This window comes from Stenotrophomonas sp. PS02298 (assembly GCF_029959445.1).
Taxonomy (GTDB): domain Bacteria; phylum Pseudomonadota; class Gammaproteobacteria; order Xanthomonadales; family Xanthomonadaceae; genus Stenotrophomonas.
The window spans coordinates 1-24,788 of record NZ_JASCOR010000039.1 but is presented as its reverse complement, the minus strand read 5'-3'; the positions used below and the strand labels follow the sequence as shown (position 1 = coordinate 24,788).

The 24,788-nt window shown below is 63.5% G+C and carries 20 protein-coding genes; 13 read left to right on the top strand and 7 right to left on the bottom strand.

Features of this window, described 5'->3' with window-relative positions; all coding sequences use genetic code 11:
* Positions 1-68: 68 nt before the first annotated feature.
* On the top strand, positions 69-1,364 hold the full coding sequence (locus QMX78_RS08140) for an MFS transporter (protein WP_282268285.1): 1,296 nt from the start codon (positions 69-71) through the stop codon (positions 1,362-1,364).
* Between the two features lie 154 nt (positions 1,365-1,518).
* Here the strand turns inward: QMX78_RS08140 and QMX78_RS08135 are convergent, their stop codons facing one another.
* Positions 1,519-2,427: a LysR family transcriptional regulator gene (locus tag QMX78_RS08135; protein WP_282268283.1), complete on the bottom strand. Its 909-nt coding sequence runs from the start codon at positions 2,425-2,427 to the stop codon at positions 1,519-1,521.
* A gap of 66 nt (positions 2,428-2,493) precedes the next feature.
* The gene (locus tag QMX78_RS08130; protein WP_282268282.1) at positions 2,494-3,462 is read right to left on the bottom strand and encodes a LysR family transcriptional regulator; all 969 of its coding nucleotides are present in this window, start codon (positions 3,460-3,462) and stop codon (positions 2,494-2,496) included.
* A 108-nt stretch (positions 3,463-3,570) separates the two neighbouring features.
* Here QMX78_RS08130 and aceB point away from each other — a divergent pair, with 108 nt between their 5' ends.
* The 4 genes from aceB (at position 3,571) to QMX78_RS08110 (ending at position 10,337) form a co-directional block, all read left to right on the top strand.
* Positions 3,571-5,214, top strand: coding sequence for a malate synthase A (gene aceB, locus QMX78_RS08125; protein ID WP_282268280.1), 1,644 nt, complete (start codon positions 3,571-3,573; stop codon positions 5,212-5,214).
* A 41-nt stretch (positions 5,215-5,255) separates the two neighbouring features.
* Positions 5,256-6,587 carry an isocitrate lyase gene (gene aceA / locus QMX78_RS08120; protein ID WP_282268278.1) on the top strand — a complete coding sequence of 444 codons (1,332 nt, stop codon included), beginning with the start codon at positions 5,256-5,258 and terminating at the stop codon, positions 6,585-6,587.
* 170 nt (positions 6,588-6,757) lie between these two features.
* Positions 6,758-7,825, top strand: coding sequence for a GGDEF domain-containing protein (locus QMX78_RS08115; RefSeq protein ID WP_282268276.1), 1,068 nt, complete (start codon positions 6,758-6,760; stop codon positions 7,823-7,825).
* A complete protein-coding gene (locus QMX78_RS08110) occupies positions 7,809-10,337 on the top strand; it encodes a putative peptide modification system cyclase (RefSeq protein ID WP_282268275.1) in 2,529 nt (842 codons plus the stop codon). The genes QMX78_RS08115 and QMX78_RS08110 overlap by 17 nt, the downstream gene beginning before the upstream one ends.
* Here the strand turns inward: QMX78_RS08110 and QMX78_RS08105 are convergent.
* Positions 10,334-10,636, bottom strand: coding sequence for an NHLP-related RiPP peptide (locus QMX78_RS08105; protein WP_282268274.1), 303 nt, complete (start codon positions 10,634-10,636; stop codon positions 10,334-10,336). The genes QMX78_RS08110 and QMX78_RS08105 overlap by 4 nt on opposite strands.
* A 73-nt stretch (positions 10,637-10,709) precedes the next feature.
* Between QMX78_RS08105 and QMX78_RS08100 the strand changes: the two genes are divergently transcribed.
* From QMX78_RS08100 to QMX78_RS08090, 3 genes are all read left to right on the top strand, one after another.
* Positions 10,710-11,885, top strand: a complete 1,176-nt coding sequence (locus tag QMX78_RS08100; protein ID WP_282268273.1) for a putative peptide maturation dehydrogenase — start codon at positions 10,710-10,712, stop codon at positions 11,883-11,885.
* A 355-nt stretch (positions 11,886-12,240) separates the two neighbouring features.
* Positions 12,241-12,639 (top strand): hypothetical protein, encoded by a 399-nt coding sequence (locus QMX78_RS08095; RefSeq protein ID WP_282268272.1) that lies wholly within the window; start codon positions 12,241-12,243, stop codon positions 12,637-12,639.
* The gene (locus QMX78_RS08090; RefSeq protein WP_282268271.1) at positions 12,614-12,997 is read left to right on the top strand and encodes a nitroreductase family protein; all 384 of its coding nucleotides are present in this window, start codon (positions 12,614-12,616) and stop codon (positions 12,995-12,997) included. Before QMX78_RS08095 ends, QMX78_RS08090 begins: the two co-directional genes overlap by 26 nt.
* A gap of 53 nt (positions 12,998-13,050) precedes the next feature.
* On the opposite strand, the gene QMX78_RS08085 is transcribed toward QMX78_RS08090, so the two are convergent.
* The 3 genes from QMX78_RS08085 to QMX78_RS08075 form a co-directional block, all read right to left on the bottom strand.
* A complete protein-coding gene (locus tag QMX78_RS08085; protein ID WP_282268269.1) occupies positions 13,051-15,030 on the bottom strand; it encodes an acetyl/propionyl/methylcrotonyl-CoA carboxylase subunit alpha in 1,980 nt (659 codons plus the stop codon).
* Positions 15,031-15,384: 354 nt separating this feature from the next.
* Positions 15,385-16,995 (bottom strand): carboxyl transferase domain-containing protein, encoded by a 1,611-nt coding sequence (locus QMX78_RS08080; protein ID WP_282268267.1) that lies wholly within the window; start codon positions 16,993-16,995, stop codon positions 15,385-15,387.
* Positions 16,996-17,319: 324 nt separating this feature from the next.
* The gene (locus tag QMX78_RS08075) at positions 17,320-18,483 is read right to left on the bottom strand and encodes an isovaleryl-CoA dehydrogenase (RefSeq protein ID WP_282268265.1); all 1,164 of its coding nucleotides are present in this window, start codon (positions 18,481-18,483) and stop codon (positions 17,320-17,322) included.
* Positions 18,484-18,627: 144 nt separating this feature from the next.
* On the opposite strand from QMX78_RS08075, the gene QMX78_RS08070 reads away from it, so the two are divergent.
* The 3 genes from QMX78_RS08070 to QMX78_RS08060 all read left to right on the top strand — a co-directional run bounded on the left by QMX78_RS08070 (position 18,628) and on the right by QMX78_RS08060 (position 21,742).
* On the top strand, positions 18,628-19,245 hold the full coding sequence (locus tag QMX78_RS08070) for a TetR/AcrR family transcriptional regulator (RefSeq protein ID WP_282268263.1): 618 nt from the start codon (positions 18,628-18,630) through the stop codon (positions 19,243-19,245).
* Positions 19,246-19,381: 136 nt separating this feature from the next.
* The gene (locus QMX78_RS08065) at positions 19,382-19,900 is read left to right on the top strand and encodes a c-type cytochrome (protein ID WP_282268261.1); all 519 of its coding nucleotides are present in this window, start codon (positions 19,382-19,384) and stop codon (positions 19,898-19,900) included.
* Positions 19,901-20,008: 108 nt separating this feature from the next.
* Entirely contained in the window at positions 20,009-21,742 is a 1,734-nt protein-coding gene (locus QMX78_RS08060; protein ID WP_282268259.1) for an ExeM/NucH family extracellular endonuclease, read from the top strand.
* 238 nt (positions 21,743-21,980) lie between these two features.
* Here QMX78_RS08060 and QMX78_RS08055 read toward each other — a convergent pair whose 3' ends face one another.
* Positions 21,981-22,841, bottom strand: coding sequence for an EamA family transporter (locus tag QMX78_RS08055; protein ID WP_282268257.1), 861 nt, complete (start codon positions 22,839-22,841; stop codon positions 21,981-21,983).
* Between the two features lie 62 nt (positions 22,842-22,903).
* On the opposite strand from QMX78_RS08055, the gene QMX78_RS08050 reads away from it, so the two are divergent.
* Positions 22,904-23,575, top strand: coding sequence for an alpha/beta family hydrolase (locus tag QMX78_RS08050; RefSeq protein WP_282268256.1), 672 nt, complete (start codon positions 22,904-22,906; stop codon positions 23,573-23,575).
* 2 nt (positions 23,576-23,577) lie between these two features.
* A complete protein-coding gene (zapE, locus tag QMX78_RS08045) occupies positions 23,578-24,672 on the top strand; it encodes a cell division protein ZapE (protein ID WP_282268255.1) in 1,095 nt (364 codons plus the stop codon).
* Positions 24,673-24,788 lie beyond the last annotated feature (116 nt).

Here is a 24,788-nt window from a genome sequence, read left to right as displayed (position 1 = left end):
ACTCGATCCACAGGTTCATGCTTCCGGCACTCCCAATAAGCCGGCCTGCCGTTGCAGGCCAAGATGCAATGCAACCCGAAACCAGCAACACCGCAAGCTGCAACGAATCATTGGCGCCAATCACGTCGCCGAACACGGCAGCCGAACATCCCCACATCCGCCAGGGCACGCCTGAGTTCCGGCGCGCGGTGCTGGCCTTGTTCATGGCCGGCTTCGCTACTTTTGGCGTGCTGTACTGCGTGCAGCCGCTGCTGCCGGGCTTCAGCACCCATTTCGGCATCAGCGCCGGCAACAGCGCGCTGGCCTTGTCGGTTAGCACCGGCGTGTTGGCCGTGGCGATGTTGGTAGCGGGCATCGTCTCCGATCGCATCGGCAGGCGCCCGGTGATGGTGGCTTCGCTGTTGACGTCCGCGTTGCTGACGCTGGGCACCGCGCTTACCGATGACTGGAACACCTTGCTGCTGCTGCGCACCTTGCTCGGCCTGAGCCTCAGTGGCGTGCCAGCTGTTGCGATGACTTGGCTGGTCGAGGAAATGGACAGCCGCTCGCTGGGGCTGGCGATGGGCCTGTATATCGGCGGCAACGCGGTTGGCGGGATGAGTGGGCGCTTGATTGCCGGTGTGGTGGCTGACCATTGGGGTTGGCGCGTCGGTATCGCCGCAGTTGGCGTGATTGCGTTGTTGGCGAGCGTGGCGCTGTGGACACAGCTGCCGGCATCGCGCCACTTCCGCGCCAAGCGTGCCGAGCCAATGCAGTTGCCGGCGCGCTTTGCCGGACTGTTCCGCGATGCGGCGTTGCCGTGGTTGTTTGCCTGCGGCTTCCTGCTGCTGGGCGTGTTCGTGACGCTCTACAACTTCCTTGGTTACCACCTGCTGGCACCGCCGTATGGCTTGAGCCAGACCGTGGTCGGGCTGATCTTCACCGTGTATCTGGTGGGCAGCGTCAGTTCGGCGTGGATGGGACAGCTTGCCGATCGCCTGGGACGAGGACCGGTGCTGGCCTTGTCATTCGGCCTGGTGCTGGCAGGCACCGTGTTGCTGGCGATGCCGTGGTTGCCTGCGATGGCCATGGGTATCGCGCTGGCGACGTTTGGGTTCTTTGGCGGCCATTCGGTGGCCAGCAGCTGGGTGGGTGTGCGCGCAGGTGCACTGCGTGCTGAAGCGTCGGCCTTGTATCTGTTTTCGTACTACCTGGGCTCCAGCGTATTGGGCGCTGTCGGCGGTGTGTTCTATACGCACTGGGGTTGGATCGGCGTCTGCGCTTTCTGCTTGATGCTGACGTTAGCGGGTGTCGGTGCAGCCTGGCGGTTGTGGCGTCGGCTGGAGCAGGGGGCGGGTCTGGTGTTGGTTGAGGCGAAGAGCTGAGAGCCAGAAGCCAGAAGCACCCCTCCCCAACCCTCCCCTTGCCTGCGGCAAAGGGAGGGTGCTGAGCTTCGCCCCCTCCCTTGCGCGGAGCGCAGGGGAGGGTTGGGGAGGGGTGCTTTTGCTTTTGCCCTTGCTCCCGCTGCTACTCTCCCCCTCAACCCGCCACTTCCCGCTTCAACAGTGCAATGAACTGCCGCAACAACGGCGTCACTGCTTCACGCCGCCATGCCAACTGGATCTCGGATGCCGCGCCGCGATCGGCCAATTCCACGAAGCACGCGCCCTCCACCTGAATGTGGCCGCAGGAGGAGGGCAGTATGCATACGCCAAGCCCGGCAGCGACCAGACTGATCAAGGTCGATGACTCGCCCGCTTCCTGCACGATGCGGGGGCTGAAGCCGGCATTGCGGCACAGGGTGATCACATGGTCGTGGATGCCTGCACCCGAATCGCGTGAGAAGCCGACAAACGGGTCGAGTGCGAATTGCTTCAACGACAAACGTGCCGTTGCCGGATCCTTGCCGCGCAGCGCCGGGTGGCTTGCATGCACGACGAGTGCCAAGGGATCGTCGAACAGGTGCTGTGCAACCAGTTCGTCGGGCAGCACGCGCTTGCGGATGATGCCCACGTCCAATTCGTCGGCAAGCAGGGCATCGATCTGGCGCAGGCTGTTCATTTCGCGCAGCTGCATCTGCACCTGTGGGTGCTGCTGCCGGTAAGCGTAGATCGCGCGCGGGATCTGCGGTGACAGCGGTGTCGCACGGGTCAGGCCGATGCGCAGCTCGCCGCTTTCGCCGCGTTGTGCGCGCTGCACACTGTCGACTGCCTTGTCCATGCGCTGCAGGATGTCGCGGGCTTGTTCCAGCAGTACTTCGCCTGCTGGTGTGAGCTGCACGCGACGATGGCTGCGCACGAACAGCTGTGCATCAAGCAGGGTTTCCAGTTGCCGGATCTGTTGGCTGAGCGGCGGCTGCGACATGCCCAGGCGCTCGGCGGCACGGCCGAAGTGCAAGGTGTCGGCGACGGCCAGGAAATAACGCAGGTGGCGGAGTTCCAAAGACATGGCCGCAGTCTAGGCGGCTGCGGTGCTGTCGACCAACTGTTGTGCCGTTGGCTCGCGATGCAGGATCTACCGCTCCGAATGCCCGGTATCGTCGTACTGCCGCGGCGCAAACAGATCCGGCTGGATCAGCTCGACAAATGCGCGCGCCTGCGGCGACAGCACCTTGCCCCGTCGCACCACCACGCCATAGCTGCGCGAAGGGAAGTAATCGCTCATCGCCCGCGTCGCCAGCTTGTCGCGGTCGCTGTCGTTCAGGCACAGGGCAGTGACGATGCTGATGCCCATGCCCATTGCCACGTACTGCTTGATCACCTCCCAGCCGCCCACTTCCAGCGCTACCGTGTAAGGCACGCGATGCTGCTGGAACACCAGGTCGACCAGTCGCCAGGTGATCTGCCGGCGCGGCGGCAGGATCAGCGGCCACGGCGACAGGTCTTCCAGCGTCAGGTTCTTTTTCTTAGCCAGCGGGTGGTCGGGCGGGGTGATCAGTACCTGGTCGAAGCGGTAGACCGGTGCGTAGCTGAGGTCGGCCGGCACATCCATCATCGAGCCGATGGCCAGGTCGGCGGCGTCGCTGCGCAGCAGGTCGGTGCCGTCGGCACTGATCGCGTTGTGCAGGGTCAGACGCACATCCGGGTGCTGCTGGCGAAAGTTTTCGACGATCTTCGGCAGGAGATACAGGATGGTCGACGAATTTGCGGCGATGTTCAGCTCGCCCGCATCCAACCCGCTGACCTTTTCGCGGAAACGCGGCAGCAGCCCGTCCAGGCTTTCAACCAGCGGCTGCGCCATGTCGTACAGCAGCTGACCCTCGCGGGTAGGCACCAGCCGACGTCCGCTGCGTTCGAACAGCACCACTCCCAGCTCCCGTTCCAGCGCCTGCAGCTGCAGGCTCACTGCCGGTTGGCTGACAAAAAGCGCTTCCGAAGCACGCGAAACCGAGCCCAGGCGCACCGTCTGCAGGAACGCCCGCAGCGGCTTGAGCCGATCAGACTTGTAGGAAAAACGCGGGGTTACGGGCGGCTTGGTGGGCATCTTAAAGCCAGTATTAGCACAACTTATAGATAACATTGCAAAAACTGTTTTGTTAAATACCTCCCTGCGACGGCACGTTGGAGTCCCCGACATACGCAGGAACCTCCGATGTCCGCCGTCGCCCACGCAGTCGTTGCCCAGCAGTCCGCCCCCCGCCCGACCCCGGGCATCACCCTGACCACCCAGCTGGCCGGCCAGTCCGCGCTGCTGCCGGCCGGCGTGCTGGGCCTGCTCGTATCGCTGCACCGTGCGGTCGAGCCGGGCCGGCAGGCGCGGCTGGTGGCCCGCCGCGAGCGCCAGGCCTTCTTCGACCAGGGCGGCCTGCCGGATTTCCGCAGCGACACCCGTGCCATCCGCGAGGAAGACTGGAGCGTGGCGCCGATCCCGGCCGCGCTGCAGGACCGCCGCGTCGAGATCACCGGCCCGACCGACCCGAAGATGGTCATCAACGCGCTGAACTCCGGCGCCAAGGTGTTCATGGCCGACTTCGAGGATTCGACCTCGCCGACCTGGCGCAATGTGCTGGCCGGCCAGCAGACGATGAAGGCGGCGGTGCGCGGCGATCTGGACTTCACCGCGCCGGCCACCGCCAAGGGCCCGGGCAAGCACTACACGCTGCGCCCGTTCGAAGAGCAGGCGGTGCTGATCGTGCGCCCGCGCGGCTGGCACCTGGACGAGAAGCACGTGCTGATCGACGGCCAGCCGATTGCCGGCGGCCTGTTCGATGCTGCCCTGTTCGCCTTCCACAACGCGCAGACCCTGATGGACAAGGACCGCGGCCCCTATTTCTACCTGCCCAAGCTGCAGTCAATGGAAGAGGCGGCGCTGTGGGAGACCGCGCTGTCGCACATCGAAGGCATGCTTGGCCTGCCGCATGGGCAGATCAAGGTCACCGTGCTGATCGAGACGCTGCCGGCGGTGTTCGAGATGGACGAGATCCTGTACGTGCTGCGCGACCGCATCGTCGGCCTGAACTGTGGCCGCTGGGACTACATCTTTTCCTACCTGAAGACCTTCCGCCGCCACGCCGACAAGGTGCTGCCGGAACGCGGCCAGGTGACGATGACCCAGCCGTTCCTGAAGGCCTATTCGGAACTGCTGATCAAGACCTGCCACCGCCGTGGCGCACATGCAATGGGGGGCATGGCCGCGCAGATCCCGATCAACCACGACGCCGCCGCCAACGAGCAGGCGATGGCGCGGGTGCGTGCCGACAAGTTGCGCGAAGTCACCGCCGGCCACGATGGCACCTGGGTGGCGCACCCGGCGCTGATCCCGGTGGCCCGCGCGATCTTTGACGAGCACATGTCCGGCCCGAACCAGCATCAGGTGCTGCGCCGTGACGTGCAGGCCAGCCGCGATGAACTGATCGCGCCGTGCAGCGGCACCGTTACCCGTGCCGGCTTCGAGAACAACGTCGAGGTCTGCGTGCGCTACCTGGCCGCCTGGCTGGACGGCAATGGCTGCGTGCCCATCCACAACCTGATGGAAGACGCAGCTACCGCCGAGATCAGCCGCAGCCAGATCTGGCAATGGCTGCATGCGGGCAACCAGCACCTGGACGACGGCACCGCGATCGATTTCGCGCTGCTTGCCAGCACCCTGCGCGCGCTTCCGACACGCCTTGGCGATACCTCCGCACTGCCCGGTGGCAGCCGCATCACCCAGGCCATCGGCCTGCTCGACCAGCTCAGCCGTGCCGACGAGTTGACCGACTTCCTGACCTTGCCTGCCTACCAGCAGATCGATTGACCCTTCCCCTTACGTACGCACCACTTTTTGAGGACGACACGATGAGCAGCTACCAGCAACAGATCGCCGCCCTGCAGCAGGACTGGGACACCAACCCGCGTTGGAAGGGCTTGAAGCGCACCTACAGCGCCGCTGACGTGGTGCGCCTGCGCGGCAGCGTGCAGCCGGAACATACCTTGGCCAAGCGCGGCGCCGAGCGCCTGTGGGAACTGGTCAATGGCGGCTCGAAGAAGGGCTACGTCAACGCCTTCGGTGCGATCAGCGCCGGCCAGGCCATGCAGCAGGCCAAGGCTGGTTTGGAAGCGGTGTACCTGTCCGGTTGGCAGGTGGCCGCCGACGGCAATACCTCCGAAACCATGTACCCGGACCAGTCGCTGTACGCCTACGACTCGGTGCCGACCATGGTCCGCCGCATCAACAACACCTTCCAGCGCGCCGATGAAATCCAGTGGAAGAACATCATCGACGGCAAGGTCAAGGCCGAGGATGCGATCGACTTCTTCCTGCCCATCGTTGCCGATGGCGAGGCCGGATTCGGTGGCGTGTTGAACGCCTACGAGTTGATGAAGAACATGATCGTCGCCGGCGCCGCCGCGGTGCATTTCGAGGACCAGCTGGCGGCGGTGAAGAAGTGCGGCCACATGGGCGGCAAGGTGTTGGTGCCGACCCAGGAGGCGATCCAGAAGTTGTCCGCCGCGCGCCTGGCGGCGGACGTGCTGGGTGTGCCGACCATCGTGCTGGCCCGCACCGATGCCGAAGCCGCCAACCTGCTGACCAGCGACTTCGACCCGAACGACACACCGTTCATCACCGGCCAGCGCACCAGCGAGGGCTTCTACAAGGTCAGGAACGGCCTGGAGCAGGCGATCAGCCGCGGCGTCGCCTACGCCCCGCACGCCGACCTGGTGTGGTGCGAGACCGGCACCCCGGACCTGGGCTTCGCCCGCGAGTTCGCCCAGGCCGTGCATGCTGCCAGCCCCGGCAAGCTGCTGTCGTACAACTGCTCGCCCTCGTTCAACTGGAAGAAGAACCTGGACGACAAGACCATCGCCAGGTTCCAGGACGAGCTGGCCGCGCTGGGCTACAAGTACCAGTTCATCACCCTGGCCGGCATCCACATCAACTGGTTCAACACCTTCAAGTTCGCCCACGACTACGCCCGTGGTGAAGGCATGCGCCATTACGTGGAGCAGGTGCAGGAGCCGGAATTCGCTGCCCGTGAAAAGGGTTACACCTTCGTCTCGCACCAACAGGAAGTGGGCGCCGGTTACTTCGATGATGTGACCACGGTGATCCAGGGCGGCGCCTCCAGTGTGACCGCGCTGACCGGTTCCACCGAGGAAGAGCAGTTCCAGACTGAAGTCGCTGCCTGAGGGCGCTGGCCAGGTCGTTTCCAAGGGGCTCTTACGAGCCCCTTCTTTTTTTTGGCATGACCCTGTATCAAACGGTGTGGCGGATCACAAAACCGATAATTTTGATGATAGGCTCGCGAGATTACTCGTCTGAGATGGGCGAGCAGTCCATGAGGCAGGGAATGAGCGGCATGGCAACAGGGGGTTCAGCACTGGGGTCCGAGCTTTCCGTCGCTACATCGGCGGGGGGAGCGGTGCTGCGTGCGCAGTTGTCCCCGGTGGAGTTTGCGCTGTTTGCCGAGTACGGCGTGCGCCGCACGCTGCAGGCCGAGCAGGTGCTGTTCCGCCGTGGTGACCTGGGCAGCTCGATGTTCATCATCGTCAGCGGTACGGTCAGCCTGGACTTTGGCGCCGGCCTGGCACCCAAGCCGATGGGCTGCAACGACTTCTTTGGTGAGCTTGGCCTGTTGATCGAACGCCACCCGCGTTCCTGCGATGCGCGCGCCAACTGCGACAGCGTGTTGCTGGAGATCACCCACGAAAATTTCCATCGCCTGATCGACCAGGACCCGGCAATGGTGGTGTTCTTCCTGCGACGTACCCTGTCGCGGGTGGTGTCCAGCGAACAGCGCCTGATCTCCCAGCTCAGCCGTCGCAACCACGAGTTGGAAACCGCGCTCGGCAATCTCTACAGCGCCAACCACGAGCTGCACCACACCCGCGAGCTGGTCTACAGCGATGATCTGACCGGGCTCAGCAACCGCCGTGCGCTCACCGCCTTTCTACAGAAGTCACACCGCTCCGGTCATCGCCCGCAGGGCCTGTTGCTGCTCGACTGCGATGACTTCAAGGGCTTGAACGACTCTTACGGTCACCTTGCGGGTGACCATGCCCTGCAGTGCTTCGGCCGTATTCTTGCCTCGGTGACCGGCAAGGACGATATCGCCTGCCGTCTTGGCGGCGACGAGTTCTGCGTATTGCTGATGAAGGCCAACGCCGACAGTCTGTCGCGCACCGCCGAATTCGTGCTCGAAGCCATGCGCCACCTGATCGCCTACCCCGGCGCGGCGGTTGGTGCCTGTTCGCTGAGCGTCGGCATGGTGTTGATCGATCAGGATCACCATTGGAACGACGCTTATTCACGCGCGGATCAAGCGCTGTACATGGCAAAGCGCGCCGGAGGCAATCGTGCGCAGTGGTTCCAGGAAGAATCCGTCGACCTTGAATCTTTCGGTGTAGACCATGTCCAGCGAGACTGACTCCACCTCATCCGATCGCCAGCTCAAGACCTTGGTGTTGACGGATATCTGTGACTCGGTGGCACTGACGGCGCGGATTGGCGACGCAGCAGCTGCTGAGTTGTTCCGCAGCCTGGACACGCGCGTACTGCAGCTGTTGCAGCGCTGGAAGGGGCGCCTGATCGACCGTTCCGATGGAATGCTGCTGTTATTCGATGTGCCTGTGCACGGCCTTGGCTTTGCATTGGATTATCTGGATGCACTGGTAGTCATCGGCAAGGAGAGAAAGCTTCCCTTGCAGGCACGCATTGGTGTCCATGTTGGGGATGTTCTGTTCTGGCGCAACGATGAGGCAGCCGTTGCTGCAGGTGCCAAGCCATTGGAGGTGGAGGGCGTGGCAAAACCCACCGCGGCACGCTTGATGGAGCTGGCGCGCCCGGGCCAGATTCTGCTGTCGGCGGTCGCCGAAGGTCTGTTGCGCACCAACCAGCGTGAGCTCGGCGATCGAGGCCATGGATTGCAATGGAAGTCGCATGGCCATTGGTACTTCAAGGGTCTGCCAACGCCGCAGGAAGTATTTGAAGTTGGTATGGCGGGTACTGCGCCGTTGCGCATGCCTGCGCGTTCGAACAAGGCGTGGCGCCGTCTGCCGCTATGGCGTCGACCGGCTGCACTGGTCGCCGAATTGACCCTGGTTGTGGCAATGGGCGCGGTGGTGTGGGTGTTGGTACGTGCGGAACCTGCGATCGCCTTTGCCGAGCGGGATTGGGTTGTCATCGGCGGGGTCCAAAATCACACCAGTGAACAGCTTCTTGATGGCGCGGTGGAGCAGGCATTTCGAATAAGCCTTGAGCAATCCCGATTCGTCAATGTGTTGAGCGATCTGAAAGTGCGGAAGACACTCGGTCTGATGAATCATCGGCCGGACGAGCCGATGAACCGGAAGATGGCGGGTGAAGTCGCCATGAGGGATGGCGCGCGCGCGGTTCTGTTGGCGCGCGTTGATGAATTGGGGCGTCGTGTGCGTTTCACGGTTGAGATTGTCGATCCGCGGAACGGAGGCACGCTTGATTCGATCTCGGCCCAAGGCCCAGGAATTGAGTCCTTGCTTTCGTCCATCGACGAAGTAAGTGGAAAGCTGCGAACCCGGTTTGGCGAGTCAAGTGATTCGCTCGCACGCGACTCGTCTCCACTTCCTGAGGTTACGACTGGCAACATCGAAGCGCTGCGCGCATATTCACTTGCAATCAAGGCGATGTCGAACCGTGATTTCGAGTTGGCTGCCGACCTGTTGAAGAAGGCGTTGCAGATCGATCCAGAATTTGCGCTGGCACATATGGGCTTGGCGCGGATCTACTGGTCTGGGCTTGATGAGGCGCCCGCGATCGCCGAGCTTGAACGGGCCTTGGCGCATCGCGACAGGCTTCCGCGTCGGGACCAGCTCTACATCGAAGCCTGGGAGCATGAACTGCGCTCGGCTGCGTCTCCGTTGCCACAGTGGAAATTGCTGGCGACCATGTATCCCGACTACTTTGCAGGCGCCTCCAATGCATCCTGGCACCTCATCGTGGATAACAGGTTCAATGAAGCATTGCCGTTTGCTCAGGCGGCAGCTGTCCCACAGGATCCATTGCGCTCTGTACCATTGGACCACATAGGGCGAATTCAGCTTGCCAACGGCAATGCGCAGCAGGCCTTGGATACGTTTCGTCAGGCAGAGCGCGAAAGTGGTGGTCGAGCCATCCGCTATAGCGCCAATGCGCTTGCGCTGCTTGGCCGTGGAGATGAAGCGCGTAGTCTGCTTGATGGGCTGCATGCGGTTCCTGGCAATCCATCCAGCCTGTATTCGTCATTGGACCGTATGAGTCTGGCGTTGAGCCAGGGGCGAAAAAAAGACGCGCTTGGTGAGGCGGCGCGAACACGCGAGTACTCGGTCCAATATGGAGATTCGCATATCGCCCAGTTCTCGCTTGTCGAACAGAGCGTTCGCTTGCTGGCCGATCCTGCAGGAAGTTCCGAGCGGGAGTTGCGAAAAGTCTTCAACGCATCTTTGGATACCGCTAAAGGTACTGGAAACGTGCGGGGGCGCCAGGAGGCTTTGTTCAGAAGCATGGTCGCCATCTACATCGCGCAGCGATCTGGTTTCAAGCAGTTTTCCTCCACTGCCTTGGCAGGATTGCCGCGACTCAGGGAGCTGGACGGGCAACGCTCTTTGCACTGGATGCGGCTGCTTGTCCAAGCCACGCAGGCACGTATCGATGGTGAGCCGCAGGATGCAGTGGATCTTTTGCTGCCTTTGCTGGATGGGCATGAGGCCATCCAGGTCCGCGTTGAGCTTGCAACTGCGTACGCGGCGCTGGGCAAGGCTGAAGATGCGCAGCGGCAACGCAGTTGGCTGTCCAGCAATGTGGGCAGGGCGTACGTTGAGATCAACGTCAATCAGCTGCTGCAGCCAATGAATGTTGCTGATACAACAGCGGCCATGGCGTCTGCCATGGCCGCACCCGCGCATCGATCCTTGGGGGCGCCTTAGTCGGCTGTTGCCGAGCCGGTTTTTCCTGCCTCATAGCAGAAGACGACAGTCAGTCCCTCGACAGATGTCAGGTGCTGTTTCAGGGCTCCTCTCGACTGCTGGAACTCTTCCTTGCTCGCCAGTGACTCGATTTTGAGGCAGGCCGGCTGATCATGCTCCGGCACGATGTACCCGATATCTGCGAGTGCTTGACGTGGGTCCGTGCTGAACAGTGAGCGGAAATTGTCATCCGTTGAGAGTAAATCGAGCAGCGCGTCCGCTTGCGCTGCTGACAATGGGGAGTGCTCGATGGAAGTCATGTTGGAGTTCTGGAGGTGAGTGGCTGGAAGACCAGGCTGCTCACAGTATCGGCAGGTTATCGGCAATTTGAATATGAAAGTTACCAAAATTCGTCGTTGTTCGATTCTTTTCCTCGAACCAAGGGAGACGGTCCATTTCAGCTTGGGGGCAGTCCTCTCCGGTGGAGATGGCCTGGTGCGGCATGGAACCTGGCAGGCCATCGCTCCGCACCTGGAGGTTGGTGAGGTTGAAATAGAGGCATGGATGGTCTCCCTGCTTGGGACGATCAGCCCTTCCCGCTGGATGGATTGGGAGGATTGCGGGGGCTCTTACGAGCAGATCTGCGCCTTGATCAAGATGGGCTTGGTGATCGCGACGGACGACATCGATGACCTTGAGCACATCCGGAGGAATGACGAGAAGCTCCGTGCTACGGAGTGGTGGCCGCTGGCTGCGGCGTGCGCGGCCAGTGCCCGCTGGTCGAATGTAGACAGCGCAGCCGACATGGAGCGGAACGGGACCAACACAGTCGCGGGGTTGATGAGGTCACGGGAAGCTCCAGTGCCCGAGCCTGACAGCGTTGCCGACACCTATTTGCCGCGATGCGAGCCAGATGCGTTCGATGAGCTGCTACGGCGAAGGGTGACCTGTCGAAACTTCTCGGGGCGCTCGCTGGCGCTTGCTGACTTTGCGCGAATGATGGAGCGGGTTTTTTCCGCAACCCACGTCGAAGAACCAGCCAAAGGCTTGAGGTTCCTCAAGCGCAGCAGTCCTTCTGGTGGCGGCTTCCATGCAACCGATACCTACCTGCTGGTCCAGCGCGTGGAGGGCTTGGTTCCGGGGCTCTATCGCTATCTGCCAGAGAGCCATGCGTTGAAGCAGGTGGAAGGGGAGCAGAAACAGCTCGCCCAGCTGGCAGCGCAGATGGTGGCTGGGCAGCATTGGTTCGCAAACGCACCCGTCATGGTGGCCCTGGCAGCGACGTACCGCAGGAGTTACTGGAAGTACCGCAATCATGCCAAGGCCTACAGGGCGTTGATTCTTGATAGCGGTCACCTTTCACAAACGCTCTATCTGTCAGCGACCGATATGGGAATGGGAGCGTTCGTGACTGCGGCAATCAACGAAGCGCAGATCGAAGCCATGTTTGGCCTGGATCCCCTGGAAAAAGGTGTTATCGCGGTGTGCGGCTTTGGCTATCGGACCGATGAGATGTCGATTACCGAATTTGACCCTGGCAGAGTGGTGTGGCCGGCGGTGGTTGGCTGAAGCGCCGATGGTGTGGTTGATTGCGCGGTGCGAGATGCAGGCCGTGAAGTGGCAGGCACCTGCATGCCCGGCTGGATCCACCTGATACGTGGCCCGGGAGGTTGGAAGTCCCGCCGCAGCGGGACTTCCAGTGACAGTCCGGGTCAGAACGCCTGGGTGGCGCTGTAGCTCGGCCGTGCATGTGCCGGGGATGCGTATGCCCTCAACGTGGGCAGTGCCTGCATGCTCTGGCCCTGGCCGGATTGATTGTCTGCAGCATTCAATTGAATGGGGACCATCCCGCGAGCAGGATGAGCAGCTTCGCACGGCGCATTGGCACCCGCTTACGGCGACCTTCCACGCTTTCACGCGTTGGATGGGTGCCGGTGCCGTGCAGGCGATGGCCGATGCCGGTACTGCATCCGCGGCTGAGCTCAGGCAGCAATTGGGTTCGCCACCGGCCGAAGTCATCATTCGCGTCGTTGACAGTGAGCGACTTGCACTACCCGGGCAGCAGCGGAATGAATTCGACCGGCTACTGGAACAGCGCGTTACCTGCCGTAATTTCGATACCCCACGGCCGTTGCCGGCTGCGATGCTGTCCAGCCTGCTTGGGCGTGTGTTCGCCGCACGTTCTTCGGTGCGAGTTACCGAGGACACCGTTTTTCCGAAGAAGAGCAGTCCTTCGGGCGGTGGTCTGCATCCGATAGAGGCCTACCTTCTGGTGCGCAACGTTGAAGGATTTGCCAATGGCCTCTACCACGGTGTCGATTGACCAGCTGATGCTCGATGCAGTGGCGCAGCAGCACTGGTTCGCAGACGCGCATGTGATGGTGATCCTGTCGCCGCGCTACACCCGCAATTTCTGGAAGTACCGGCAGGCCTACCGCGCGATCGTGCTCGAAGCAGGTCACCTTTCGCAGGCGTTGTACATGTCCGCGACCGAGATGGGTCTGGGCGCCTATGTCACCTGTGCAATCAATGAAGCGCTGCTCGAACAGGTGTTCGGCCTCGACCCGATGACGGAGGGCGTGCTGCCCGTGTGCGGATTCGGTTGGCGTGGGACGGAGATGGTGACGATGGAGCTCGATCCAGCCGAGCAGATCTGGCAGCCTTCGGCGGCCGACGCCTGAGGAGTCATCGCTGGCGCGCTCGACAACCCGCCAGCGACGACACCCGCGCTTGATCAAGCAGCTGGACTGGCATCGAAATCCACCAGCACCGCACCATCGGCCACCTGGTCACCGGCCTTGGCGCGGAAGCCGTGCACGGTGCCGTCGGCCGGCGCCTGCAGGGTGTGTTCCATCTTCATCGCTTCCATCACCAGCAGCGGCGTGCCGCGGCTGACGGTAGCGCCGGGCTGCACGAGCAGGGTGACAACGCGGCCGGGCATGGGTGCCAGCAGGCTGCCGCCGTGATCGGCGCTGTTGTCGGCCTCAGCGACCGGGTCGTGGATGTTGAAGCGCTGCTGCTGTTCATTGCCGAAGACGTACAGCATGTTGCCTTCGCGGATTGCCTGGCCGCGCTGCAGGCGTTCACCCAGCTGCAGGGCGTAGCCAGTGCTGTCGGTTTTCCCGGTCACGCTGATTGATGCGTCGCCGACCTGCACCTGCCAGCCGTTGGCGCTGTCGCGCACCTGCAGCTGCTTGCGCTGCTCCAGGTGCTCCAGCGTCACCAAGCGTGCTGCGGGGCCGGTAAGGCGCCAGCTGTCGGCGATTGCCCACGGGGATGCGTCGTTGTCGTGCGGCGTATCGTTGGCTACTACGAGCACGGCCGCCAGCGCCCAGTCATTGTCACTGGCAGCAACGTGGTGGATATCCAGCGCTTCACGTTCGCGTTCGATCAGCGCGGTATCGAGATTGGCGGTGCGGAACGAGTCGGTCAGCACCAGCCGGCGCAGGAAGGCGGCATTGGTGGTCACGCCGACGACCTGGCACTGCGCCAAGGCCTGCTGCATGCGCTGCAGGGCGCTGGCCCGGTCCACGTCCCAGACGATCAGCTTGGCGATCATCGGATCGTAGTAAGGGGTGATCGCATCGCCCTGCTCGACACCGGCGTCCACGCGCACATTGGCACTGGGCTGCGGCAGGTGCAGATGGCGCAGGGTGCCAGTTGAAGGCAGGAAGCCGCGGTCAGCGTCTTCGGCGTAGAGCCGTGCCTCGATGGCGTGGCCGTGGATCTGCAACTGTTCCTGTGTCTTCGGCATCGGCTGGCCGGCGGCCACGCGCAGCTGCCACTCGACAAGATCGGTGCCGGTAATCAACTCGGTGACCGGGTGCTCGACCTGCAGGCGGGTGTTCATTTCCATGAAATAGAAATCGCCATCCGGTCCGGCAATGAACTCCACCGTGCCTGCGCCGACATAACCGACCGCACGCGCGGCATCGGTAGCCGCCTTACCCATCGCGGCGCGGCGCTCGGCGGTCATGCCGGGGGCGGGCGCTTCTTCCAGCACCTTCTGGTGGCGGCGCTGCACCGAGCAGTCGCGCTCGAACAGATAGACCACGTTGCCATGGCTGTCGCCGAACACCTGTATCTCGATATGGCGCGGACGCTCGACGTACTTCTCCACCAGCACATGTGCATTGCCGAACGAAGCCTGCGCCTCGCGTTGGCAGCTGGCCAGTGCAGCCTCGAAGTCGGCGCTGGCCTCGACCTTGCGCATGCCCTTGCCACCACCACCCGCGCTGGCCTTGATCAGCACCGGATAACCAATCGCATCGGCCTGCGCCCGCAGGAACTCCGGCTCCTGCCGCTCACCGTGATAGCCCGGCGTCAGCGGCACGTTGGCAGTCTGCATCAAGGCCTTGGCTGAACTTTTGTCACCCATCGCATCGATGGCACTGGCCGGCGGTCCAATGAAGACGATGCCAGCAGCGTCACAGGCACGCGCGAACCCCGCGTTCTCGGAGAGAAAGCCGTAGCCTGGATGAATCGCCTGCGCACCGCTGCGACGCGCCGCATCGAGAATGACCTCGGCGCGCAGATAGCTCTCGGCAGCGGGCGCAGCACCAATATGGATAGCCTCGTCCGCCAGACGCACATGCCGCGCATTGCGGTCTGCATCCGAGTACACCGCGACGGTAGCGATACCCAGCCGACGGCAGGTAGCAATAACGCGGCAGGCAATTTCACCACGATTGGCGATCAGGATCTTCGTAAACATGGCGTTATCCATGATGTGGCACGTGGGCAGGGGATAGGGAGCAGCCGTCGGCTGTTGTTGTTGCTCTTGCTTTGGCTTTGCCGGGCCCCTTCCGCAGCGACGGAACCGGTGGGGAATACCCGAAGGGCGACGTGCATGGATGCGCGTCGTTTTTCGCCACGACAAGGATGTCGTGTCGAAAAATCCCACCGGTGGAGTGAACCCGGCACGCGAAGCGTGCTGGGCGCGTAGGCAGGGCGTGCTTTCTCTTGGTTATCTTCTCTTTGCACGAGCAAAGAGAAGTAACTCGCTCCCCGAAGGGGAGCGAAAGCTCCTGATTCACCGCTCTTTCTGTAAAAAAGTGCATGACGTCAATCACATCCGGAACACACCAAACCGCGTGTCCTGCACAGGCGCATTGAGACTGGCAGCCAAGGCCAGACCAAGCACCCGCCGCGTATCCGCCGGATCAATCACCCCGTCATCCCACAAGCGCGCACTCGCATAATACGGATGACCCTGCGACTCGAACTGATCACGAATCGGCTGTTTGAACGAATCTTCCTCTTCGGCCGACCACGCACCACCCTTGGCCTCGATGCCATCTCGCTTGACCGTAGCCAGCACACTGGCCGCCTGCTCGCCGCCCATCACCCCGATGCGCGCATTCGGCCACATCCACAGGAAGTGCGGTGAATACGCGCGCCCGCACATGCCGTAGTTGCCGGCACCGAACGAACCACCGATCACCACCGTGTACTTTGGCACGCGCGCATTGGCCACCGCCATGACGAGCTTCGCGCCGTCCTTGGCGATACCGCCGTGCTCGTACTTGCGGCCGACCATGAAGCCGGTGATGTTCTGCAGGAACAGCAGCGGGATGTTGCGCTGGCAACACAGCTCGATGAAGTGCGCACCCTTCAGCGCGGACTCCGAGAACAGGATGCCGTTGTTGGCGATGATGCCGACCGGATGGCCATGCACATGCGCGAAACCGGTGACCAAGGTGTTGCCATAGCGCGGTTTGAATTCATCGAAACGCGAACCATCGACGATACGCGCGATCACCTCGCGGACGTCGTAGGGCTTGCGTGTATCGGCTGGAATCACGCCATAAAGCTCATGCGCCTCAAACAGTGGCGCCTCGCTGGCCTGCAGCGCAACGCTTGCATCCGGCTTGCGCCAGTTCAAGTTGGCGATGATGGAACGCACCCGTGCCAGCGCCTGCAGGTCGTTGTCGGCCATATGGTCGGCAACGCCGGAGATCCGCGTATGCACGTCGGCACCGCCCAGTTCTTCGGCACTGACCACTTCGCCGGTTGCTGCCTTCACCAGCGGCGGACCGCCGAGGAAGATGGTGCCCTGTTCCTTGACGATGACGGTTTCATCGCTCATCGCCGGCACATAGGCGCCGCCTGCGGTGCAGCTGCCCATCACGCAGGCGATCTGCGGAATGCCCTGCGCCGACAGATTGGCCTGGTTGTAGAAGATGCGACCGAAATGATCGCGGTCGGGGAAGACTTCATCCTGCAGTGGCAGGAAGGCGCCACCGGAGTCGACCAGGTAGATGCAGGGAAGACGGTTCTGCTGGGCGATTTCCTGCGCACGCAGATGCTTCTTCACCGTCACCGGGTAATAGGTGCCGCCCTTGACCGTGGCATCGTTGGCGACGATCAGGCATTCGACCCCGGAAACGCGGCCGATGCCGGCGACCATGCCAGCGCCGGGCACCGGATCGGCATACATGCCGTGCGCGGCCAGCGGCGCGACTTCCAGGAAGGGGCTGCCGGGATCGAGCAGGGCATCGATGCGTTCACGCACCAACAGCTTGCCGCGCGCACTGTGCTTGGCTCGGGCCGCGTCGCTGCCGCCGCGCGCGGTGGCTTCAAGTGTGGCGCGCAGATCATCGACCTGGGCCTGCATCGCGGCGCGGTTGGCTTCGAAGCTGTCACTGCCGGGTTGCAGCTGGGAGGTGAGTACGGTCATGGCCGAGGTCCTGGATTCTGGAGCGTGTCTGCGCGCGGAAACATGGCGGCAGGGTTGATGCTTTTGCTTTTGCTTTTTGCTGTTGCTGTTGCTTTGCTCTTGCTTTGCTCTTGCTTGGCTTTTGCTTGGCTTTTGCCGTTGCTTTGCTGTTGCTGTTGCTGTTGCGTCCCTTCTCCCGCCTGCGGGAGAAGGTGCCCCGCAGGGGCGGATGAGGGGAGCTTTTAAAGCACTGGGTCTGCTTGCTAGAAGCTCCCCCTCACCCCAACCCCTCTCCCGCAAGCGGGAGAGGGGCTTCTATTCCGATTTGAATAGGGGTTGCGTCACTTATGCGGTCTTCTGGAACAACTCGCGCCCAATCAACATGCGGCGGATCTCGGAAGTGCCGGCACCAATCTCATACAACTTGGCATCACGCCACAAGCGCCCGGCCGGATACTCGTTGATATAGCCGTTGCCGCCGAGGATCTGGATCGCTTCACCGGCCGCCCAGGTCGCCTTCTCGGCCGAATACAGGATCGCGCCGGCCGCGTCCTGGCGCGTGGTGCGGCCCTGGTCGCAGGCCTTGGCCACCGCATAGACATAGGCGCGGCAGGCATTGAGGCCGACATACATGTCGGCCAGCTTGGCCTGGATCAACTGGAAGGTGCCGATCGCTTCGCCGAACTGCTTGCGCTCATGCACGTACGGCAGCACCACATCCAGCGCCGCTGACATCAAGCCCAGCGGGCCACCCGACAACACCACACGCTCGTAGTCCAGGCCGGACATCAAGACCTTGACGCCGCCACCAACCGCACCCAGCACGTTCTCGACCGGCACTTCGCAGTCCTGGAACACCAGCTCGCACGTGTTGGACGAACGCATGCCGAGCTTGTCCAGCTTCTGCGCGGTGGAGAAGCCCTTCATGCCCTTTTCGATGATGAAGGCGGTGATGCCGCGCGAGCCGGCGTCCGGGTCGGTCTTGGCATAGACGATCAGTACATCGGCATCGGGACCGTTGGTGATCCACATCTTGTTGCCGTTGAGCACGTAGTGATCACCGCGCAGATCGGCGCGCAGCTTCATCGACACCACGTCCGAACCGGCACCCGGCTCGCTCATCGCCAGCGCGCCGACATGTTCGCCGCTGCACAGCTTGGGCAGGTACTTGTGCTTCTGTGCTTCGCTGGCGTTCTTGCGCAGCTGGTTGAGGCACAGGTTGGAATGCGCGCCATAGGACAGGCCGATGCCGCCGGAAGCGCGCGAGATTTCTTCCATCGCCACCACATGCGCCAGGTAACCCATGCCGCTGCCGCCGTATTCTTCTTCCACGGTCATGCCCAGCAGGCCCTGTTCGCCAAGCTGGCGCCAGAGCTGGTTGGGGAAGTGGTTGCTGGCGTCGGCCTCGGCGGCCAGCGGCGCGATGTGGGCGGCGGCAAACTGCGCCACGCTTTCGCGCAACATGTCGATTTCTTCGCCCAGATCAAAATTCAGGGTGGGGACGTGCATGGCTGGCTCCGGTACTGCTTGGCGATAAGGGGCGCACCGGGTTGGGGGGACGGGCAGGCCGTCGGCACGGGCGTTTGCGCGCAGCCTAGCGGCTCCCGGCTAAAAAGTGAATACAAATTCAAAAATTGAACATAGAATCAAAAAATGGCTTACAAGCGCTCGGAATTGATGGAAAAACGGCTGGCGGGCAACCGCGAGCGGATCCTGGCTGCCGCCCGCCGGCTGGTCGCCGCAGGCGGCTATCGCAATGCGCCGATCACCGCGGTGGCGGCCGAGGCGGGGGTATCGACCGGTCTGATCTACCGGCACTTCCCGTCCAAGGCCGAGCTGTTCGTGGAGGTGTTGACCTTCGCCGTGGAGCACGAGCTGGAGATCCTCGCCGCCATTGCCGATGAGCCCTTGCCGGCGCCACAGCGGCTGCAGTTGGCGGTGGCTTCGTTCGTGCGCCGCGCCATGGCCGGGCCGGGCCTGGCCTATGCCTTCATCGCCGAGCCGGTGGACCCGGAAGTGGAGGCCGAGCGCATCCGTTGCCGGCGTCTGTTCGGTGACGTGTTCAAGCGCATCCTTGAAGACGGCGTGCGCGCTGGCGAGCTGCCGGCGCAGGACCTGGAGATCAGCGCGGCCTGCATCGTCGGTGCCTTCACCGAAGCCCTGGTCGGGCCGACCGCGCCCAGCCGTGACGGCCTGCGCGATGGCGAACACCTGGTCGCTGCGATCAGTACGCTGTGCCTGCGCGCAGCCGGTGCGCCGCTGCCGCAGTGAGTGCTGTAACCCCTGCGGGATGCTGCAATGCCGCACTTACAGGCGTGTTCAAGGGCATTGCGGGAGCGGGCGGACGCTGGTCTATACTCGCCCAGCAGCTGCTGGTCCACCGACAACTCGCCCGGGGTGATGAGACGTGCGGAATTACGACCTTGAGTTCCTGAAACGCTTTTCCATCGTGATCGCCATCCTGGCCGTCATCACGATTGGCTTGATCATCTTCGCGTCCTACCTGCAGCACGTCATTCCCAAGGAAGTGTCGCCGACCGCGGCCAAGCGCATCGAGCAACGCATTGCACCCATCGGTGCGGTGTACGCCGGTGCTACCGGTGCGTCGGCGCAGGCTGCGGCCGCCGCTGCCGCAGCAGCTGCTGCGGCAGCCAGCGGTGCCTACGGTGGCACCCTGGACGGCAAGACCATCTTCGACAGCCTGTGCACCGCCTGCCACACCACAGGCGTGGGCAACGCGCCGACCCTGGACCACAGCCACTGGGACAAGCGCCTGGCGCAGGGCAAGGACACCCTCTACAAGCACGCCATCGAGGGCTATACCGGCCCGGACGGCGGCATCATGCCGCCCAAGGGCGGCAATGCCGGGCTCAGCGAGGAGCAGATCCACGCCACCGTGGACTGGATGCTGGCCAATCTGAAATAGAAAGCCGCCAGACTCACGCAGCTGGCAATAGACCCGATTGCTGCAGAATAGCCGGCGCCGCCCCACCAGGGCGGCGCTTTGTGTTTCCGTCTTCCCCGGAGTGCGTCCATGCGTTGTACCCCTAGCTTGCTTGCCCTGGCCTTGGCTGCCGCCTGTTCCGGCGCGGCGCTGGCTGCCCCGTCCAAGCCCGTCGTACTGCCGATCGGCAGCGTGCAGGGCACGACCGACCACAGCCCGTATGCGGGCAAGACCGTCACCATCGAGGGCGCGGTGACCGCCGATATGCGTGATGGCCTGGGCGGCATCTTCGTGCAGGACGCAGGTGATGGTGATGCCGTCACTTCCGATGGCTTGTTCGTGCGCCTGCCCAAGGAGCAGACCGTGCAGGTCGGCCAGTGGCTGCGCATTACCGGCACCGTCGAGGAGCAGGCTGCCGGCAAGAGCGAGCAGGGCCTGACCACGCTGCAGGCGCAGACCGTCAGCCCGGCCGCAGCGCGGCCCGTACCGGCGCCGCTGGTGTTGAGCGATGTGCCGGCCAACTGGGAAGCATTGGAAGGCATGCAGGTGCGCATTCCGACCGGCCTGACCGTAGCTGGCCAGGACCAGCTCTCACGCTATGGCGAACTGACCGCTGCCTTCGGCGGCCGCCTGTGGCAGCCCAGCGAAGTGGCCGCCGCCGGCAGCCCTGAACAAGTCGCGGTGATTGCCGACAACAACCGCCGTCGCCTGCGCCTGGACGATGCCAGCGGCAAGCGCGACCCGGGCGCGGTGCCGTATCTGGCGCCGGACCAGCTGCTGCGCAGCGGCGCGCAGCTGCGCGAGGTACAGGGCATCGTCGACCAGCGTTTCGATGGCGGCTATCGCCTGCAGCTGACCGCCCCGGTCGTGGTGGACGCCGAGCGTCCGCAGCAGCCACCGACGGTGGCTGGCGGCCTGCGCATCGCTGCGTTCAATCTGGAGAATTACTTCAATGGCGACGGCAAGGGCGGCGGCTATCCGACCCTGCGTGGCGCCAAGACCGCCGAACAGCAGGCCGCACAGCAGGCCAAGCTGATCACCACCATCGGCAGCCTCAATGCCGACGTTGCCGCGCTGATGGAACTGGAGAACGACGGCTACGGCCCGGGCTCGGCGATCGATCAGCTGGTGCGCGCGCTCAATGCCGCGCAGGGCAAGGATGGCGATTGGCGCTTCGTCGATGCCGGCAAGGGCCCGGGCGACAACCCGATCCGCGTCGGCATCATCTACCGCGCGTCAAAGGTGAGCCCGGTCGGGAAGCCGGCGGTGCTGGAGCGCGAGCCGTTTGGCGAACGCAGCCGCGTGCCGCTGGCACAGGCTTTCCGCATGGGCCGCAAGGGCAGCCCGTTCGTGGTGGTGGCCAACCATTTCAAGTCCAAGGGTTGCTCGGAAGCGAGCGGTGAGAACGCCGATCGCAACGACGGCCAGGGCTGCTGGAATGCCACCCGCGTGGAATCGGCCAAGTTGCTGCACAGCTGGCTGCAGGAAGATCCGACCGGCACCGGCAGCCGTGATGCGGTGCTGCTGGGCGACTTCAACGCCTATGCGATGGAAGACCCGATCCGCACCTTGAACGCCGATGGCTGGCAGGACGCTTTCAAGGTGGCCGGTGTGCAGCAGCCTTACAGCTACGTCTACAACGGCATGACCGGTCGCCTGGACCACGCGCTGCTGAGTCCGGGCATGGCCGCACGGCTGAAGGGCGCAGCCGAGTGGCATATCAATGCCGATGAAGCGGACGAGGTTGGTTACCAGGGCCGCAATGTGCCGGGGCCGTGGCGCAGTTCGGACCATGATCCGTTGTTGCTGGGGTTCGAGCCGTAAGGCTGAGAGCTGGAAGCTAGAAGCTAGAAGCTTAAGAGCACCCCTCCCCAACCCTCCCGGCCCGAAGGCATAGCCTTCGGTCGTTCATCAGGCCGCGCGCCAGTGGCGCGCAAGCAGGCATTCTTCACCCCCTTCGCTGCGCGATAGGGAGGGGGCAGTTTTTCTCCCTCCCTTTGCCGTAGGCAAGGGGAGGGCCGGGGAGGGGTGCCTTTGCTGTTGCTCCAAACCAGCAGGACCCTCAAAGCGTCCCGCGCGCAATCAGTCCAATCGCGACCACTGCCAGCGCCAGGCCAACGCGGTTCCACACACTGGTCTTCTCACCGAACACCAGCACGCCGACCAGCGCACCCAGACACACCACGCCAATATTCATGCCCGCGAAAATCGTCGCCGGGCTGTGCGGCAGCGCCTGGTGCGCACGCACGTAAAACAGGATGTTGCCGAAGTTGAGCAGCCCGAGCAGCAGGCCAAAGCGAAGATTGCCCAGCGTCAGCCGGCTCTTGCCGCTGACATGCCGCTGCAGCTGCCACACAAGCATCAGTACGAAGGCGATGCCAAAGCTCACCAGCAGGGCCGCGATGGACGGCGTACCGGCGGCGGCCACCTGCTTGAGCAGGATGTCGATCAAGGCAAAGCCAGCCCAGACCCCGAGCAACCAGCCCCAGCTTGAACGCGAGCGTTCGGCGCTGCCGCCATCGCGGGCGGTCACACCGACAATCGCCAGCAAGCCCAACCCCAGGCCCGCCAGTTTCCAGCCGTTGGCCTGCTCGCCGAACAGCAGGAAGGCGGCGGCCAACGACAGCAGCAAGGACAGGCGCTGGGCCACGTCGCTGCGCACGATGCCGGCCTCGCGCACCGCGCGGGCCAGTACCAGGAAGATGCCGGGCAGCGCCACGGCAAGGCCAAGCAGCGCCAGCCACGGCGTATGCCCGCTCTGCAGCGACTGCAAGGAAGGTTTGAGCAACAGCAGCGACAGCACGCTGGCGGCGAGGTAGTTCCAGGTCACCGCTTGGGCGATATCGACGCCGCGGCGTGGCGCCAGTTTCAGCAGCACCGATACCAGAACACTGCAGATCACACTCAGGACAAGGAAATGCATGGATTTGGGCAGTTGTGAAGGGCAGGCGTGAAGCCGCCGGACGGGGCCGCTATTATGGCCGCATGCAAACTCTCCCATTCCCCCACGAATCGGCGACGCTGATGCTGGACGGCCCGGCCGGTCCGCTGGAAGTCGGCGTCGACCTGCCCGATGGCGAGTCCGCCGCACGTTCGATCATCGCCGTCATCTGCCATCCGCTGTCCATCGAGGGCGGCAGCATGCACAACAAGGTGGTGACCATGGTCTCGCGCGCGCTGCGCGACCTGGGCATCACCACCGTGCGTTTCAACTTCCGCAGCGTCGGCGCCTCGGTGGGCACCTACGACAATGGTGAAGGCGAAGCCGACGATCTGCGCGCGGTGGTCAACTGGGTGCGCAGCGAGCGTCCGGATGCCGCATTGTGGCTGGCTGGTTTCAGCTTTGGCGCCTACGTGTCGCTGCGCGCTGCCGCGCAGCTGCAACCGCAGGCCTTGATCTCGATCGCACCGCCGATTGGCCGCCGCACCTGGGATTTCTCCGAAGTGCAGCCGCCGGCCAACTGGCTGGTGGTGCAGGGCGATGCCGACGAAGTGGTGGATGCACATGGCGTCTACCAGTGGCTGGAATCACTGCCGAATCCGCCGCAGCTGGTGCGCATGCCGGATACCTCGCATTTCTTCCATCGCAAGTTGATCGACCTGCGCGGTGCCATCCAGCATGAAGTGCGGCGTTGGCTGCCCGACGGCAGCAACTGAGCATGGAAGCAATGACCCCCTCACAGCGCTACGCCGCCGGCGTGGCCCGTGGCGACTGGCGCGATGATGTCGCCCAGCATGCCGCGCTGGCCGAGCTGGACCGCATCCATGAAGCCATCGTCGACAGTGCGCAGGATGGCTGGCTGGACCGGCTGTCGGCGTTCTGGAAGAAGCCCGAGCCGGTAAAGGGCCTGTACTTCTGGGGCGGCGTTGGCCGCGGCAAGACCTTCCTGGTCGACCTGTTCTACGACGGCCTGCCGATCGAACAGAAGTACCGCACCCACTTCCACCGTTTCATGCGCGGCATCCACGAGCAGCTGCATGAGCACCAAGGGCAAAGCGATCCACTGGCGAAGATTGCCCAGCAGTGGCGCGACAAGCTACGCGTGCTGGTGCTGGATGAGTTCTTCGTCACTGACATCGGCGATGCGATGTTGCTGGGACGCCTGTTGGAGCGGCTGTTCGCCGAGGGCGTGACCCTGGTGACCACCTCCAATACGGCGGTGGAGAACCTCTATCTCAACGGCCTGCAGCGCGACAGCTTCCTGCCGGCGATTGCCTTGCTGGAGAAGTACTGCGTCGAGCTGTATGCCGAAGGCACCGAGGACTACCGCATGCGCGCGCTGACCCGCTCGCCGGTATACCGAGCGCCGTTGGATGCGGAAAGTGATGCGTGGCTGGCCGGGCGCTGGAAGGAGCTGAGCGGTGCCGAAGAAGCACGCGGTGGCAATATCCAGATCGAGGGCCGCAAGATTCCGGTGCGTGGCCGTGGCAAGAGCATTGCCTGGTTCGATTTCGCAGCTTTGTGCGAAGGCCCGCGTGGGCCGTCGGACTACATCGAGATCGCACGCGAGTTCACCACCGTGCTGCTCGGTGGCATACCGCACTTCGATCGCCTCAACGAAGATGCCGCGCGCCGCTTCGTCAACCTGATCGATGAGTTGTACGACCGCCAGGTCAACCTGGTCTGCACTGCCCAGGACGCGCCGCCACTGCTGTACAGCGGCACCCGCCTGGCCGGCGCCTTCGAGCGCACCGCCAGCCGCCTGATCGAGATGCAGAGCGCCGAGTACCTGGGCACCGCGCACAGGAATTGAGTCGCTGTTGTAGTGCCGAGCCATGCTCGGCAGGGGCGTTCCCAACAATGCCAATGTAGCGCCGAGCCATGCTCGGCAAGCGGCATTCCCGCTAAAGCCTCTGCCGAGCATGGCTC

Bases quoted from the DNA above. Each gene is read 5' to 3' on its own strand.
- QMX78_RS08110 (WP_282268275.1), top strand. From the start codon at position 7,809: ATGTCCAGCGAGACTGACTCCACCTCATCCGATCGCCAGCTCAAGACC.
- QMX78_RS08130 (WP_282268282.1), bottom strand. From the start codon at position 3,462: ATGCCCACCAAGCCGCCCGTAACCCCGCGTTTTTCCTACAAGTCTGAT.
- QMX78_RS08090 (WP_282268271.1), top strand. From the start codon at position 12,614: ATGGCCTCTACCACGGTGTCGATTGACCAGCTGATGCTCGATGCAGTG.
- aceB (WP_282268280.1), top strand. From the start codon at position 3,571: ATGTCCGCCGTCGCCCACGCAGTCGTTGCCCAGCAGTCCGCCCCCCGC.
- QMX78_RS08115 (WP_282268276.1), top strand. From the start codon at position 6,758: ATGGCAACAGGGGGTTCAGCACTGGGGTCCGAGCTTTCCGTCGCTACA.
- zapE (WP_282268255.1), top strand. From the start codon at position 23,578: ATGGAAGCAATGACCCCCTCACAGCGCTACGCCGCCGGCGTGGCCCGT.
- QMX78_RS08100 (WP_282268273.1), top strand. From the start codon at position 10,710: ATGAAAGTTACCAAAATTCGTCGTTGTTCGATTCTTTTCCTCGAACCA.
- aceA (WP_282268278.1), top strand. From the start codon at position 5,256: ATGAGCAGCTACCAGCAACAGATCGCCGCCCTGCAGCAGGACTGGGAC.
- QMX78_RS08075 (WP_282268265.1), bottom strand. From the start codon at position 18,483: ATGCACGTCCCCACCCTGAATTTTGATCTGGGCGAAGAAATCGACATG.
- QMX78_RS08070 (WP_282268263.1), top strand. From the start codon at position 18,628: ATGGCTTACAAGCGCTCGGAATTGATGGAAAAACGGCTGGCGGGCAAC.
- QMX78_RS08085 (WP_282268269.1), bottom strand. From the start codon at position 15,030: ATGTTTACGAAGATCCTGATCGCCAATCGTGGTGAAATTGCCTGCCGC.
- QMX78_RS08095 (WP_282268272.1), top strand. From the start codon at position 12,241: ATGGGTGCCGGTGCCGTGCAGGCGATGGCCGATGCCGGTACTGCATCC.
- QMX78_RS08135 (WP_282268283.1), bottom strand. From the start codon at position 2,427: ATGTCTTTGGAACTCCGCCACCTGCGTTATTTCCTGGCCGTCGCCGAC.
- QMX78_RS08050 (WP_282268256.1), top strand. From the start codon at position 22,904: ATGCAAACTCTCCCATTCCCCCACGAATCGGCGACGCTGATGCTGGAC.
- QMX78_RS08080 (WP_282268267.1), bottom strand. From the start codon at position 16,995: ATGACCGTACTCACCTCCCAGCTGCAACCCGGCAGTGACAGCTTCGAA.
- QMX78_RS08140 (WP_282268285.1), top strand. From the start codon at position 69: ATGCAACCCGAAACCAGCAACACCGCAAGCTGCAACGAATCATTGGCG.
- QMX78_RS08105 (WP_282268274.1), bottom strand. From the start codon at position 10,636: ATGACTTCCATCGAGCACTCCCCATTGTCAGCAGCGCAAGCGGACGCG.
- QMX78_RS08060 (WP_282268259.1), top strand. From the start codon at position 20,009: ATGCGTTGTACCCCTAGCTTGCTTGCCCTGGCCTTGGCTGCCGCCTGT.
- QMX78_RS08055 (WP_282268257.1), bottom strand. From the start codon at position 22,841: ATGCATTTCCTTGTCCTGAGTGTGATCTGCAGTGTTCTGGTATCGGTG.